Consider the following 14469-nt stretch of genomic DNA (forward strand, 5'->3'; position numbering starts at 1 on the left):
AATGGCGATGGATAAACTGATTGTAAAGGGTGCCAGAGCCCATAATCTGAAAAATATAGATGTCACCATTCCAAGAGATAAGCTTGTCGTCCTGACCGGACTTTCAGGTTCAGGAAAGTCCTCTCTGGCCTTCGATACAATTTACGCTGAAGGTCAGCGCCGCTATGTGGAATCATTATCTGCTTACGCAAGGCAATTCCTCGGTCAGATGGATAAGCCTGATGTGGATGCGATCGAAGGACTGTCTCCGGCAATCTCTATTGACCAAAAGACAACAAGCCGAAATCCTCGTTCCACAGTTGGAACAGTGACAGAAATTTATGATTATCTGCGATTATTATTTGCACGGGTGGGGCGTCCCACCTGCCCGATTCACAATATCGAAATCTCCTCACAGACCATTGAACAAATGGTTGACCGGATAATGGATTACCCTGAGAGAACAAAGCTCCAGGTTATGGCTCCCCTTGTTTCCGGCCGAAAAGGGACACATGTAAAAGTGTTCGAGGATGTGAAAAAGCAGGGATTCGTCCGCGTCCGTGTCGACGGAGAAATGATGGATCTCGGTGAAGAGATAGAGCTGGAAAAAAACAAAAAGCATTCTATAGAAGTAGTAATCGACCGCATTGTCGTAAAAGAAGGCGTAGCGCCAAGGCTTGCAGATTCATTGGAAACTGCTTTGAATCTGGGCAATGGCAAGGTGCTTGTGGACGTCATTGGGGAAGAGGAACTGCTGTTCAGCGAGAATCATGCCTGCCCTCAATGCGGCTTTTCAATCGGTGAGCTTGAACCGAGAATGTTCTCATTTAATAGTCCATTTGGTGCCTGTTCGGAATGTGATGGATTGGGATCTAAGCTTGAGGTTGATGTTGATCTGGTAATACCTAATAAGGGTCTTTCATTAAAGCAAAATGCCATTGCGCCCTGGGAACCGACAAGCTCTCAATATTATCCTCAGCTGCTTGAGGCTGTCTGCAATCATTATGGGATTGATATGGATTTGCCGGTTAAGGATATCCCTGAACACTTGCTTGAGAAAGTTTTATACGGATCCGCCAAGGACAGCATCTATTTCCGATATGAAAACGACTTTGGCCAGGTAAGGGAGAATTATATTCGTTTTGAAGGTGTCATCCGCAATGTGGAGCGCCGCTATAAAGAAACAAGCTCTGATTATATCCGGGAGCAAATGGAGAAATACATGGCCCAGCATCCATGTCCTTCCTGCAAAGGCTACCGTCTGAAGCCGGAAACTCTTGCAGTGCTAGTATCCGGAAAGCATATCGGCCATGTAACAGAATATTCGATTGAGGAAGCATTCAGCTTCTTTGAGGACCTGACACTGTCTGAAAAAGAAATGAAGATTGCCAATCTTATTTTCCGTGAGATTAAGGAAAGGCTGGGGTTCCTCATCAATGTCGGGCTTGATTACCTGACATTAAGCAGGGCAGCTGGAACCTTATCAGGCGGTGAAGCCCAGCGTATTCGCCTGGCTACACAAATCGGCTCGCGCCTGACGGGTGTACTCTACATTCTGGACGAGCCTTCCATTGGTCTCCATCAGCGTGATAATGACCGGTTGATTGATACGCTCAAAAATATGCGTGATATCGGCAACACCCTGATCGTGGTGGAACACGATGAAGATACAATGGTGGCGGCCGACTATTTAATTGATGTCGGCCCGGGAGCGGGAGTTCATGGAGGGCAAATCGTCTCAGCGGGTACGCCTCAGGAGGTAATGGATGATCCAAACTCCCTGACAGGGCAATATCTGTCAGGCAAGAAATTCATTCCGCTTCCAATTGAGCGCCGCAAGAATGACGGACGCTTTATCGAAATTAAAGGCGCTAAAGAAAACAATCTTAAAAATGTGAACGTTAAGTTCCCCCTCGGCACCTTTATTTCTGTTACGGGTGTATCCGGTTCAGGGAAAAGTACATTAATCAATGAGATACTTCATAAAGGGCTTGCCCAGAAGCTTCATAGAGCCAAAGCGAAGCCGGGTGAGCATAAAGAGATAAAAGGTATTGATCACCTTGATAAAGTCATTGATATCGACCAGTCTCCAATCGGACGGACGCCTCGTTCCAACCCGGCAACCTATACAGGAGTGTTTGATGATATTCGTGATGTGTTTGCTTCAACCAATGAAGCAAAAGTTCGGGGCTATAAAAAGGGGCGATTCAGCTTCAATGTAAAAGGCGGACGATGTGAAGCATGCCGCGGAGACGGAATCATTAAGATTGAAATGCACTTCCTGCCTGATGTGTATGTGCCATGTGAAGTCTGTCATGGCAAGCGCTATAACAGGGAAACACTTGAAGTTAAATACAAAGGGAAAAATATTTCGGAGATTCTCGATATGACGGTGGAAGATGCACTGGATTTTTTCGAAAATATTCCTAAGATCCGCCGCAAGCTGCAGACGATTTATGATGTTGGCCTGGGCTACATCACATTGGGGCAGCCTGCGACAACATTGTCCGGCGGTGAAGCGCAGCGTGTCAAGCTTGCTTCCGAATTGCACCGCCGTTCAACAGGCCGCTCCCTATATATTCTTGATGAACCGACAACAGGTCTTCATGTGGATGATATCTCCAGACTGCTTGTGGTCCTTCAGCGTCTGGTTGAGAATGGGGATACCGTACTGGTTATCGAGCATAATCTCGATGTCATCAAGGCCGCCGATTATATCGTCGACCTTGGGCCTGAGGGCGGAGATAAGGGCGGCACCATTTTAGCTGCAGGTACGCCGGAAAAAATTGCCGAAGTACCGGAATCTTATACAGGCAAATATCTTAAGCCGATCTTGGAAAGAGACCGGCAGAGAATGAAACAGCAAATTAAAGAAAAAGAGGGCGTGACAAACGCTTAATTACAGGAGCAGTACCGTTTTGGTACTGCTTCTTTTTTATGGAAATAAGATTAGATAGCTGGGATGCGGGGTAAAGAACATGCGTCTGCAGCCATCATTTATCTCAACCTAGAAAGGAACATACACTATGAAAAATAAAATCTACCTTTTAGCAGGCATTATCCTGTTAGGGATTGGCATCTATCTTTCCATCACATTCCTTGGTGATGAGAAAAAAGCGGAAAGCAGCCAAATGATTGTTGCATTTGGGGACTCACTTACCTATGGGTATGGAGATGAAACGGAAGAGGGCTATATTGGGAGGCTGCAGAGCAAACTGGATAAGGCATATCAGGACAAGAATTACCGCATAACAAATCATGGAGTGTATGGTTATAAATCTTCTGATGTTCTCCAGCAAATGCTCAAACCGAAAGTGGCAGAGGATATCAAAAATGCAGACATGTTTATAGTATATATCGGCACAAACGATTTGCTGAAAAGCAATGGGGGGGATCTGTATCCGCTCCATCACGAAAATCTTGTTGAAGCTAAGGGCATATTTGAAGATAAACTGAATGGAATCCTGGAAACACTGGAAACCGCCAATAGTGATGCACCTGTTATCCTGATTGGACTATACAATCCTTATCCTGACGGCGACCGGATCGAAAAATATATTGACCATTGGAACACATCCATCAGAAAAAAAGCGGCAGAAGATAAACATATCACCTACATTTCCACCAATGAACTGTTCAAGGGAAAAAACAAAAAACAATACTTCGCTGATTCCCTCCATCCAAACGGAAAGGGATATGAGCTGATTGCTGATAAAATTATAGATAATTACTCATTTTAAGTTCTTGGCTTTTTACATTATAAAAAGTCTTCTAACCAGACTTTGTTTTCTTATATGCTGTGATAACGCTAATATGATATTTTTGTGTGTTGATTGTAGCGGAAGGTGCGAGATCCTCGAAAATGCTGCCGCATTTCCTTCGTGCGGTGATTATTCGTGGATGCTTATTCAAAGTCCTGCGGGAGTAGCGGGACAGGTGAGACCCCGCAGACGCAGAGCGTCGAGGAGGCTCACCGCCTGCCCCGCGGAAAGCGAGTGCCTGCAGCGGAAATCAACACTCCCACATCAACAGGCAATATCTCCTCCTTTTAATTGATAACACAATGTAATGTTCCAGCAAAATCAGTGTAACCAAGCAGCGTTATACTCCTATATAAGGGAAACTATTGTCTGGAAACAGAAGGGGAGGTCATTATGGAGGATTATTTAGCAAAGTCACTGGAAGAATGGAAAGAAGATATTTCTGAAGTTTTAGACCAGATTAATAATGAATACGAGGATGTTAAAAAAGAACTGAAAGTATATTCCTACAAATACGGAATTACCAAACAGGTTATCCAATCTACTGTGAACGAAGAGATCATTGATAATATCCGTGAAATGTATCATAAGCCTTTTGAAGAGAAGTATAACGAATTGAAAGAGTACATACGTGATCTGGATGAAAAACGAAAAGTTTTCCAGATGTTTGTCAATAAAATCGACGAAGTGAAAAAGAAGGAAGCGCCGCGCACCGACCTGGCAGCTGCCTATAAATAGCCATAAAACCGTCTTTGAATAAAAGGCGGTTTTTTTATAGATAAGAAAGTATATAATTTTTGAACTTTGATAACTGTCTAGCTCCAGCGCATACCCCCACGAGGTCACAAGCTTGGCTTGTTTCGGCTCCTAGGGACTCGAGACATAAGCCAATCCCTTTCAGAAGGAAAGAACACCTTCTTGCAGGGCTCGACTTATGCTTGTCGTCCCTGAGCAGTCGCCTCCACATTTCGGGCAATCCTCCCAAAAAGGCAAAGAACGCCTTTCCGGGAGGCTCGTCTTGTGCTTGTCGGGGGTGGACAAGGCGCTTGCGCTTTCTTATAGAGAAGGCTATGAGACTTGAGGCCATGGAGCCCATCAGCCTGCAGATGTATTTTTAAAAATATGGAGGAAAATGCCCCGATGATTTTCTATAATGAAGAGGAAGCTGAAACTTTTACCGCGCCAGTTCCGTATTACACAGATAAAGGAGCTGAGAACATTGGAAACAAGAAAGGTTCTGTCTGCTTTAAGCTATTTTAGTATTATGTTCGCAGGATTTATTTTTCCGCTTATTGTATTTTTTGCTTCAGAAGACAGGGAAGTGAAGCGGCATGCGAAGAGTGCATTCTTATCACATTTGATCCCGCTGGTTCCTGTTCCATTCATTGTTTTTGCAGCGGTAACTCAGTTTACAGTGAATGAACAGGAAATTCCGGTATTTTTTCTTGCTGCTGTCGGCATCACAATCATTCTGCTATTAATTGTATTTATATGGAATATCATTAAAGGGGTAAAAGTCCTGATACAGGAATAGAACTAATAGAGGAGGGCCAGAAAATGAAAGAGGAACGCAAACGTATTTTGAAAATGGTCGAGGATGGAAAGCTTACAGTTGATGAAGCTTTAACTCTGCTGGAACAGCTTGAACAAACAAATCAGACGATGGAACAGAAGCAGGAGGACTTAATTAAGGAGCTATCTGCTGAGGTTAAGTTTGAAGAAGCTAAAAAAGGTGAGCCATATAGCTCAAAGCATCAAAGTGCCAAGGAGAAAATCATTGATTTTGTAGATTCAGCATTTAAGAAAGTGAAGGATCTGGATCTTGATTTTAATTTTGGGAAAAGTGTTGAAATCTCTCATATATTTCAGCATGCAGACGCATACTTAAAAGATCTGGACATTGATGTTGCCAATGGAACAGTTAAGGTAATTCCGTGGGAGCAAAGTGATGTGCGTGTTGAATGCAAGGCGAAGGTCTATCGTGTGGATAATCAGGATGAAGCCCGCAGGAATTTTCTGAAGGATGTTATTTTTGCCATTGAAGGGCAGAGGCTGAGATTTTCGACTCAGCAAAAATGGATGAAGCTTGAAGCAGTCATCTATATTCCAAAGTCTGAATATGAAAATGTGAAAATCCGCATGTTTAATGGGCCGATTGAAAGCCAAAACTTATCAGTGGAAAATTTTAAAGCGAAAACGGCTAATGGAAAAATAACGGTTAGTGATTTGAACAGCCGTAATGTGGAGGCTGAGACAGCCAACGGGCAGATTACCATTCAAAAAAGCCGGATCGATCATGTTGAAGCCGAAACATTAAATGGCGCCATTCTGGCTGATGGAGACTTCAAAAAAGCTGAACTGCAATCCTTTAATGGAAATGTAACGTGCAGGGCAGAAAATGAGCGCTGCGAATGGATCGAAGCGAAGGCAGCGACAGGCAGCATCGATCTGTTTGTTCCGGATTTCGCTGCAGTCAGCGGAGAGCTTCGCACCAATCTGGGCAGTTTCCATCCTGACATTGAGGGTATTGAAGTAATAGAAGAAAAGAGCGAAGTAATTCAGAAAATGATGCGTTTTAAATCTGTAAAAGAAAGCGGCAGCGGACTTAAGCTGCGGGCTGACTCAAAGACAGGTGCCATCACAATTAAGCGGTCAACTGCCTGGTAAAATGGGGTGGAAAGGGCGCCTTCCGCTTTTCTTGATAGAATGTATTATTTCTGAAGTTAGATTACTGTCTAGCTCCAGGCGCCATCGGCTCGAGGTCATAAGCTTGTCTTGTTTCGGCTCCTAGGGACTCGAGGTCATAAGCCGTTCCCTTCCAGAAGGAAAAAACACCTTCTTACAGGGACCGTCTTATGCTGGTCGTCCCTGGGCAGTCGCCTCAACATTTCTTTCAATCCGGCCAAAAGGTTAAAGAACAACCTTTCAGCCGTCTTGTCTTATGCTTGTCGCCGATAAGCGGGCGCCTTCCGCTTTTCTTGATAGGAGGGATTTTTAATGAACAAATTAATTCGCTCCCGCAGCAACCGGAAATTAGCGGGAGTATTGGGCGGCTTATCAAAATCGATCGGAATAGACGCTACCATACTCAGGGTGATTTTCATTGTTTTATTATTTACAACTGGCGTTTTTCCGATGACACTCGTTTATGCCCTGCTTGTGTTTGTGCTTCCTAATGAAGAGGGGCTGTAGGTCATGAGATGGATCCTGGGAATCTTGATAAATGCGGTCCTGTTTGTAGCGATCGCAGGTTTTTTTAAGGATTCGTTTTACTTATCGGGTTTTGGGGCTGCCGTTGGAGCCAGCTTCATGCTTTCCATCCTGAACATTCTTGTGAAGCCAATCCTGATTATTTTAACTCTTCCCGTAACTGTTTTAACGCTCGGTTTGTTCCTGTTCGTCATCAATGCTGTCACGCTTATGATAACGGATGGATTTATGGGTGATTCTTTTGAAATTGCCGGGTTTGGCACAGCGATTCTGGTATCGGTGATTATGTCTATCGTTAACCTGATCATTCAAAAAGCAATCCTGGAACCGGCGAGGGAAAAATAAATGCGTTAAAAAGCCAGCATCCATTATGCTGGCTTTTTCCTATTCAATGATCGTCGCATTATAGCCATCCTTCTGCAGATTTCCAGCAAGCTTCTCGGCGAGCTGTTTTTCGGAAAAGGCAACTTGAACTTTGTATTGTTTGATTCTATCATGCTTTCTTAAGCCGTATTGTTCGGCAATTGCTTTTGCAATAGCCTGTGCACAGCGTTTTCGGTAAATGGGGGTCCGGAGAAGGGAGGCTTCCTCTTTATTGGTCATAAACCCGCATTCCACAAGTACTGCAGTCATTTTTGTCTCACGCAGCACATGGAAATCAGCTGTTTTAACTCCACGGTCCCGCAAACCTGTAGAACTGATTAAGTTTCGCTGGATCTTTTGGGCTAATGCCAATGCTTCTCTAGGCTTGGAAGGATAGACATATGTTTCAATTCCGCCTGCGCTGTTCCATTCGCCTGTTCCGTATGCATTGGCATGGATGGACACATAGCAGTCAGCGTTTTGAGTATTTGCCAGGGAGGTTCTTTCGGCAAGCGGCACGTCCCGTTCATCGGAGTGGGCCAGGAAAACCTCTGTGTTTTGATACTTTCCCAGCATCTCCTTTGCCAGGCTGGCGACTGCACGGTTGAATTCATATTCTCTCATTCCATCAGGGCCACGTTTGCCGGGGGTGCTATATCCATGTCCGGCATCCAATATGATCTTCATCTGATCGCTCCTTTCTGAAAAAATATCTTCATCTATATAATATGGACAAACCTTCCAAAAGGACATGGTAAAATGAAAATAGGAGAAAACCCCAGGGGCTTTCTCCTATTTTGCAGCGCGCTGCATCGTATGAACAAATTTGTAGCGGTCTGCACGGTATGCTGATTTTACAAGCTCAAAAGGTGTGCCGTCCTCTAAAAAGGAAGTGCGGGCGATAAGGAGTACAGGAGATCCGGGGTCTACCTGCAGGTGGTTTACCTCCGTTTCCTTAGCGATTGAGGCTTCAATCTGCTGGGTGGCTTCCCTGATGGTAAGGGATAATTTTTCTTCGATATGCTGATAAAGTGACTTGTTGATGATTTCTTCCGTAAGCCCTTTAACGAGGTTAGCAGGCAAGTAGGTGGTTTCCAGTGCCATTGGCAGGTTATCTGCCATCCTCACCCTTTTAATTTCATATACCGGTGTGTTTTCTTTTATATCAAGCTTTCTCGCCAGCTGAGGCTCGGCCGGGATGATTTCAAAGGATATTAAGCGGCTGCTCGGCACCATGCCGCGCTCTTTCATATCCTCAGTAAAGCTGGTCAATCCCTGAAGCTTTTGTTCGACCTTCTGCTTGTTGACAAAAGTTCCGCGTCCTTTTTGCCTGTATAAATAGCCATCGTTGACAAGGTTATTTAATGCCTGTCTGACTGTCATTCGGCTAATCTGATATTGCTCCGAATACTCGCGCTCAGAAGGAATGGCTTCATCAGGCTTTAACTTGCCGTTTTCTATTAAATGTTTAATGTACTCTTCCAATTGGTGATATATCGGGATGGGTGATTGCTTATCGATCATGGAAATTCTCCTATCACTATTAGTACTGATTATCAGTCCTGACTGACGAGGCTAAGTGCTTCTTCATCGGCGATGATGGTTACATTCGGATGAAGCTTCAAGGCTGACGCGGGAAACTGTTCATCAGGCTCTCCGTTAACCAATTGTCTGATGGCTTCTGCCTTGGCTGGTCCTGATGCGAGCAGGATGATTTCCCTGCTATCAAGTATCGAAGCGATTCCCATTGTAATGGCTTGGGCTGGAACGTCTTCTATAGAACTGAAAAATCTTGCGTTAGCCTTGCGCGTGCTTTCCGCAAGGTCCACAACATGCGTACGGCTGTTAAAGGCAGTTCCCGGTTCATTGAATCCGATATGTCCGTTGCGTCCGATTCCCAGCACCTGCAGATCAATATCCGCCAGATCCTTGATCAGCTGTTCATACCGTTCGCATTCCCTGGACATTTCTTCTGCGGCTCCATTGGGAAGATGCGTGTTTTCGAGCTGGATGTCCAGATGATCAAATAGTTCGCTATTCATGAAATGCCTGTAGCTATTAGGATCAGTTAGGGGCAGGCCGATATATTCGTCCAAATTAATCGTCGTGACTTTTTCATAAGAAGTGCCATTTTCCTGATGATCTTTAATCAGTTCGGCATAAACTCCTTTTGGTGTACTTCCGGTAGCAAGCCCTAATGTCATATCAGGCTGCCGGCGGACTTTATCAATTATCAGCCTGGCAGCTTTTCGGCTCATATCGTGATAATCGGCTGTTCGAATGATTTTCAATTTCCTTTCACCTCACGTTCAAAGGCTTTGGCGCCTCGGCAGAAGGTCATGGCAACCTCAAGGTTCTCATCAAGTACAACCAGGTCCGCATCCTTGCCTTCTGAAATGCTGCCTTTCCGGTCGAAAATATTGAGCTGTCTGGCCGGGTTGCTGCTTGCAAGCCGGACAGCTTCATGCAGCTGTATATCAGTAAAGTCAATCATATTTTTTATGGAGTCTTTCATTTTTAAAATGCTTCCAGCCAATGTGCCGTCAGCAAGCAGTGCCTGGCCATTTTCGACCTTTACATCCTGTCCGCCAAGATCATAATGGCCATTTTTCAGGCATTTGGCTCTCATCGAATCTGTTATCAGGATCATTCCATCCGCGCCTTTGGCGTTCAGTGCAAGCTTGATCATCTCTGGACGGACATGGATGCCATCAGCGATCATTTCAACGATCAATTCCTTAAATAAAAGCGCAGCGCCGGCAACACCAGGTTCACGGTGATGCATGCCTCTCATTCCGTTGAACAGGTGGGTTATCTGTTTAGCTCCAGCCTGAACAGCTTTTTCCATTTCGGTAAAAATGGCATCACTATGGCCGATTGAAGGGACAACGCCATTTTCACTTAAATAGCGGATAAATTCATAGCCATTTGCTTTTTCTGGTGCCAGTGTGATCAGTTTGATCGTCCCGTCCGCTGCTTCCTGCCAGCGCTTAAAGAGTTCAATATCAGGCTCAAGGATGTGACCCTTCGGCTGGGCTCCGCCTCTTGCTTCGTTAATAAACGGGCCTTCCAGGTGGATTCCGATCACTTCCGCTTTGCCGGGAGTATTTTGTTCTTTTTGAAAGTGAGCCGCATTGACCAGTGCAGCTTCTATTTTTTCTTTTTCCTGTGTGATGGTTGTGGCAAGGAAACTTGTAGTCCCTTCTTCAGGCAAAACGCCGGCCATCGTATTCAGCGCTTCAAATGTAGCATCCATCGTATCGGAACCGCCAGCGCCATGTATGTGGACATCAATAAACCCCGGACTGATGGTGTGCTCAGGGGAAAGCTCTATAATTTCTGTATCCTGGATGATGGCAGGAAGCTCCTCCAAAGTTCCAGTCTGCAGGATTTGCTCATTTTCTATTAAAATAAACCCTTTATCAATGGTGCTGTTTTCCAGAAGAATTCTGGCATTTTTCAGTAATAGACGGCTCATTTTCAGTTCATCTCCGTTTGAATGATACTTTTATTATAAAAGGTTTGTGGTTAGATGTCTATACCAGTAGAAGGAATTAACTTTGTAAAACTTTATGGTCTATACAACTAAAAAAAGGATAGAAGGCGATCGGACGCTTTCTATCCTATTTATTTGAGTGTTAAAAGAAATACATACCAAAAAATGATTAATTCGTATCCGCAGCTGCTTCCCGTAAGTAGCCATTATGCTTTTTCAGAAGCTCGGCGGCTGCTTCACCTTTTAATCCTGTTAAAATTTGAAGAATGGCTGCCTTTGTATGATAGTTTTGTTCTTTAAGTGCGTCCCGGGCTTCTTCATCAGATGCGCCTGTAGCCATTTTGACGATATTTTCTGCACGCTTAAACAGCTTCTCGTTTGTCATCTGGACATCAACCATTAAATTGCCGTACACTTTTCCCAACTTGATCATGGATGCTGTCGTCAGCATGTTCAGGACGAGCTTTTGTGCAGTGCCTGCTTTCATTCTTGTAGAGCCTGTAACCACTTCGGGACCTGTGATAGGTGCAATCGTATATTTAGAGATTTTCCCCATTTCGGAATCTTTGGTGCAGGCAACAGAAACAGTAACAGCGCCGACTTCATTTCCGTATTGAAGAGCTCCGATCGTGTATGGCGTACGGCCGCTCGCCGCAATGCCGACAAGCACATCCTTGTCCGATAATTGAATATCGGCGACATCCTGGCGTCCCTGTTCACTGTCATCCTCAGCGCCTTCAACCGCCTCGGTCATGGCTTCCTTGCCCCCGGCGATAATGCCGACAACCATTTCAGGGTCTGTTCCATAGGTTGGCGGGCATTCTGAAGCATCGATAATGCCAAGGCGTCCTGAGGTGCCGGCCCCAACATAAATCAAGCGGCCTCCTTTTTTAAAGCTCTCCGTAATTTCATCCACCACTTTTACAATATGGGGGATTTCTCTTGCGATGGCATTAGGAACAATTGTATCCTCCTGATTTATGATTGTAATAATTTCTTCTGTTGTCATTAAATCGATTTCCATTGTTTTTGGGTTTCGCTGCTCTGTATTCAGCTTTGTAATATTCATTATTTATCCCTCACTGTTAATTGAAATTTTGTTCCTGCCTTAATCTCATCCAGCAGGGGCATATCTTCTTCTATTACTCTGGCGATTACATTCACGCGTTCATCCCGAGGGAGATCTGCCAGTGTAATTTGCATCTCTCCTGCGTATCGGCCATATAGAATATTATCAACTGTGACACTGCCTTTTTTGCGTTCCAGCTGGTTCACAGGCTCCCATTTATTAGATCCCTGCCCTGCATAGGATCTTGATTCAACCGACCTGACAACATCCCGGGCAGGATCCATCCGGTTTGTATGGGTTTTATTAAAAAGATCCTCATAGATTTGTCCGCCGATCAGCTCGATTCGGAGAGGCACGACACCTTCCGCGATTTTCGCCAGCTGAACAAGAGTCCCGTCTTTTACAGAATGGTCACCAATCAATACCTTGTCTGTCCAGCAGCTGTTCAACAGTTCAGCCGCAGCAGCAGCAGGTGACGAGCCCCGGTGTTTTTCAAGAGTAGGCAGACTGGAAAAAATTGGACCGCGAAGTTCCCCGTCTCCAGGCACAAACGCCATGGTAGTTATCCCCATGCCTTTTAGGAGCTTATTTCGCTCTATTAAAAAGTCTTTATCCAAACCGGTTTCCGGCCGCGGGTAAAAGTTATGCCAGGCTTCTATATTATTGGTGTTTAATCCCATTTCCATCCACTCATGCAATTCTTCAGCAGAGATGGTACTGGCATTGATTCCAAGTTTCATTTTTTTTGAGAGTTCAACAATCTGTTCAGAAGTGAAGCCGTAATCAGCCCGGATTCCGGTAAGGCCCCATTCGAGAAGTGTATCAATCGAATCCCAGCCCAATCCTAAATGGCTCAATGACTGGGGGGAAACATCTGCGAGGAGTTCCATATGCTGCTGCTTTGCCAAGGCCCCAAGATTCTGAAGCAAATGTTTATAAGTGCTGTGGTCATCTTCGGGAATATGGAGGGATGTGAAAATGGATGTGAGGCCGTGAGAAGCCGCCCTTTCTATCCATTCCGCATTTTGATACTGACGCTCTTCTGATAAGTAAATTGATATTCCAAGCATCCTGGTCACCTCTTTAAATCTGAATTTTGTAAAAATGAGGACTCATAAGTAAAGAAGGAGGAATGCTCCTCCTTCTCCTTGTTTATTATATGTTTTTCGCCATTTCCTCTTTGAATCCGAACAGCCATGTGAACAGGAACCCGAAAGCATAGGCAATTAATAAGCCGATCAGATACAGTATGATTTGATTGGTGTGAACGAGGAAGGCAAGCGGTATGCCTGAAACCCCGATGGCTACTGTAGCAATTTTGAAGAATGCCTGGAAAGCACCGCCGACAGCAGCTCCGAGACACGCTGTCAGGAACGGGCGCCCCAGCGGCAGGGTAACCCCGAAAATAAGCGGTTCGCCGATTCCGAGCATTCCAACCGGAAGTCCGCCTTTAATAACTCTTTTTAGACGGGCATTCTTTGTTTTGAAATAAATGGCAAATGCTGCACCTACCTGGCCGGCTCCGCCCATTGCAAGAATTGGCAGAAGAGGGTCATCGCCGATTGAGTTAATCAATTCCATGTGAACTGGTGTTAATCCTTGATGCAAACCAGTTACAACTAAAGGAAGGAATGTTCCGGCAAGTACTAATCCAGCCAGGATGCCGCCGAAATCAAGTATGCCAAGCAGGCCTTTAGTAATAATATCAGAAAGGAATCCGCCAACAGGCTGCAGGACAAAGAATGTCGCAAAGCCTGTAATTAATAATGCAAGTGTCGGTGTTACGATTATATCAATAGCTGAAGGAACGACCCTGCGGATTCTTTTTTCCAAAAAGGCCACCAATGCAGCAGCGAGCATGACTCCGATAAGTCCTCCGCGGCCTGGCACCAGCGCTTCACCGAATAAAGTGATATTGGCAAGGCCTGGATTGATTAATAGAATACCGGCCGCACCGCCAAGAGCAGGAGATCCTCCAAACTCCTTCGCTGTGTTAATACCAACAAATACGCCCAGGTAACCGAATAACCCCCAGCCAATTAGATCAAGCATTTGCACAAGAGTAGATTCCGGATCTCCGCCTGATTTGATGATGACATTATTGATCCCTGCAATCAAACCGGAAGCAACAATAGCCGGAATCAGCGGGATGAAGATACTTGCAATTTTTCGTAAAAACAGCTTGAAAGGAGTAGCATTTTTCTCATTGAGTCCGGCTTTCGTCCGGGCTGCCAGTCCTTCCAATGAAGTGTCAATCTCTTCGTCCTCATCAACGGAAGAAACATTTTTGCCTGTCATTCTGGAAACTTCGTCAGCTACCTTGGTGACGATCCCGGGCCCGAGAATGATTTGGAGTGTTTCTGCTTCCACAACACCCATAACGCCGTCAATATCCTTGATGCCATTCAGGTTGACTTTGCTTTCATCGATCGGCTTCACGCGAAGACGGGTCATGCAGGAGGCCAGTTCCGCAATATTGCCGGTGCCGCCTAACTGCTCCGTAATCTCTTTCGCCAAGCGTTCTTCTTTACGCATGAGCTTTTTCCCCCTCTTTTTCTAAAATAAATGAACGTAATAAGAGCTAAAGAAAT

At 45.0% G+C, this 14469-nt stretch carries 14 protein-coding genes; 7 read left to right on the forward strand and 7 right to left on the reverse strand.

Going from position 1 to position 14469, the window contains the following annotated elements:
* The first annotated feature begins 1 nt into the window (after position 1).
* From uvrA to ACTHRG_RS07175, 7 genes are all read left to right on the forward strand, one after another.
* Positions 2 to 2878 carry an excinuclease ABC subunit UvrA gene (gene uvrA, locus ACTHRG_RS07145; protein ID WP_076257480.1) on the forward strand — a complete coding sequence of 959 codons (2877 nt, stop codon included), beginning with the start codon at positions 2 to 4 and terminating at the stop codon, positions 2876 to 2878.
* 127 nt (positions 2879 to 3005) lie between these two features.
* Positions 3006 to 3719 (forward strand): DUF459 domain-containing protein, encoded by a 714-nt coding sequence (locus ACTHRG_RS07150; protein ID WP_286148062.1) that lies wholly within the window; start codon positions 3006 to 3008, stop codon positions 3717 to 3719.
* Positions 3720 to 4133: 414 nt separating this feature from the next.
* Complete coding sequence (locus tag ACTHRG_RS07155; protein WP_035329260.1) at positions 4134 to 4478, forward strand: hypothetical protein; 345 nt, start codon at positions 4134 to 4136, stop codon at positions 4476 to 4478.
* Between the two features lie 481 nt (positions 4479 to 4959).
* Positions 4960 to 5274 (forward strand): DUF4870 domain-containing protein, encoded by a 315-nt coding sequence (locus tag ACTHRG_RS07160; RefSeq protein WP_076257620.1) that lies wholly within the window; start codon positions 4960 to 4962, stop codon positions 5272 to 5274.
* A gap of 23 nt (positions 5275 to 5297) precedes the next feature.
* Complete coding sequence (locus ACTHRG_RS07165; RefSeq protein WP_048009338.1) at positions 5298 to 6407, forward strand: DUF4097 family beta strand repeat-containing protein; 1110 nt, start codon at positions 5298 to 5300, stop codon at positions 6405 to 6407.
* Between the two features lie 330 nt (positions 6408 to 6737).
* On the forward strand, positions 6738 to 6932 hold the full coding sequence (locus tag ACTHRG_RS07170; protein ID WP_048009337.1) for a PspC domain-containing protein: 195 nt from the start codon (positions 6738 to 6740) through the stop codon (positions 6930 to 6932).
* Positions 6933 to 6935: 3 nt separating this feature from the next.
* The gene (locus tag ACTHRG_RS07175; RefSeq protein ID WP_048009336.1) at positions 6936 to 7295 is read left to right on the forward strand and encodes a phage holin family protein; all 360 of its coding nucleotides are present in this window, start codon (positions 6936 to 6938) and stop codon (positions 7293 to 7295) included.
* Positions 7296 to 7334: 39 nt separating this feature from the next.
* Here ACTHRG_RS07175 and ACTHRG_RS07180 read toward each other — a convergent pair whose 3' ends face one another.
* The 7 genes from ACTHRG_RS07180 to ACTHRG_RS07210 form a co-directional block, all read right to left on the reverse strand.
* Positions 7335 to 8000: an N-acetylmuramoyl-L-alanine amidase gene (locus tag ACTHRG_RS07180; RefSeq protein ID WP_076257479.1), complete on the reverse strand. Its 666-nt coding sequence runs from the start codon at positions 7998 to 8000 to the stop codon at positions 7335 to 7337.
* Positions 8001 to 8105: 105 nt separating this feature from the next.
* A complete protein-coding gene (locus ACTHRG_RS07185; protein ID WP_076257478.1) occupies positions 8106 to 8837 on the reverse strand; it encodes a GntR family transcriptional regulator in 732 nt (243 codons plus the stop codon).
* Positions 8838 to 8869: 32 nt separating this feature from the next.
* The gene (nagB, locus tag ACTHRG_RS07190; protein WP_076257477.1) at positions 8870 to 9604 is read right to left on the reverse strand and encodes a glucosamine-6-phosphate deaminase; all 735 of its coding nucleotides are present in this window, start codon (positions 9602 to 9604) and stop codon (positions 8870 to 8872) included.
* Positions 9601 to 10791, reverse strand: a complete 1191-nt coding sequence (gene nagA, locus ACTHRG_RS07195; protein ID WP_076257476.1) for an N-acetylglucosamine-6-phosphate deacetylase — start codon at positions 10789 to 10791, stop codon at positions 9601 to 9603. The genes nagB and nagA overlap by 4 nt, the downstream gene beginning before the upstream one ends.
* Positions 10792 to 10978: 187 nt before the next feature.
* Positions 10979 to 11878 carry an N-acetylmuramic acid 6-phosphate etherase gene (gene murQ, locus ACTHRG_RS07200; RefSeq protein ID WP_076257475.1) on the reverse strand — a complete coding sequence of 300 codons (900 nt, stop codon included), beginning with the start codon at positions 11876 to 11878 and terminating at the stop codon, positions 10979 to 10981.
* On the reverse strand, positions 11878 to 12948 hold the full coding sequence (locus ACTHRG_RS07205; protein WP_076257474.1) for a DUF871 domain-containing protein: 1071 nt from the start codon (positions 12946 to 12948) through the stop codon (positions 11878 to 11880). The genes murQ and ACTHRG_RS07205 overlap by 1 nt, the downstream gene beginning before the upstream one ends.
* An 85-nt stretch (positions 12949 to 13033) precedes the next feature.
* Complete coding sequence (locus tag ACTHRG_RS07210; RefSeq protein WP_076257473.1) at positions 13034 to 14413, reverse strand: PTS transporter subunit EIIC; 1380 nt, start codon at positions 14411 to 14413, stop codon at positions 13034 to 13036.
* Positions 14414 to 14469: the final 56 nt, after the last annotated feature.

The organism is Cytobacillus sp. SAFR-174 (genome assembly GCF_051964675.1).
GTDB lineage: Bacteria > Bacillota > Bacilli > Bacillales > Cytobacillaceae > Cytobacillus.

Bases quoted from the DNA above. Each gene is read 5' to 3' on its own strand.
- ACTHRG_RS07155 (WP_035329260.1), top strand. From the start codon at position 4,134: ATGGAGGATTATTTAGCAAAGTCACTGGAAGAATGGAAAGAAGATATT.
- ACTHRG_RS07205 (WP_076257474.1), bottom strand. From the start codon at position 12,948: ATGCTTGGAATATCAATTTACTTATCAGAAGAGCGTCAGTATCAAAAT.
- ACTHRG_RS07175 (WP_048009336.1), top strand. From the start codon at position 6,936: ATGAGATGGATCCTGGGAATCTTGATAAATGCGGTCCTGTTTGTAGCG.
- ACTHRG_RS07150 (WP_286148062.1), top strand. From the start codon at position 3,006: ATGAAAAATAAAATCTACCTTTTAGCAGGCATTATCCTGTTAGGGATT.
- uvrA (WP_076257480.1), top strand. From the start codon at position 2: ATGGCGATGGATAAACTGATTGTAAAGGGTGCCAGAGCCCATAATCTG.
- murQ (WP_076257475.1), bottom strand. From the start codon at position 11,878: ATGAATATTACAAAGCTGAATACAGAGCAGCGAAACCCAAAAACAATG.
- ACTHRG_RS07170 (WP_048009337.1), top strand. From the start codon at position 6,738: ATGAACAAATTAATTCGCTCCCGCAGCAACCGGAAATTAGCGGGAGTA.
- ACTHRG_RS07165 (WP_048009338.1), top strand. From the start codon at position 5,298: ATGAAAGAGGAACGCAAACGTATTTTGAAAATGGTCGAGGATGGAAAG.
- nagA (WP_076257476.1), bottom strand. From the start codon at position 10,791: ATGAGCCGTCTATTACTGAAAAATGCCAGAATTCTTCTGGAAAACAGC.
- ACTHRG_RS07185 (WP_076257478.1), bottom strand. From the start codon at position 8,837: ATGATCGATAAGCAATCACCCATCCCGATATATCACCAATTGGAAGAG.
- ACTHRG_RS07210 (WP_076257473.1), bottom strand. From the start codon at position 14,413: ATGCGTAAAGAAGAACGCTTGGCGAAAGAGATTACGGAGCAGTTAGGC.
- ACTHRG_RS07180 (WP_076257479.1), bottom strand. From the start codon at position 8,000: ATGAAGATCATATTGGATGCCGGACATGGATATAGCACCCCCGGCAAA.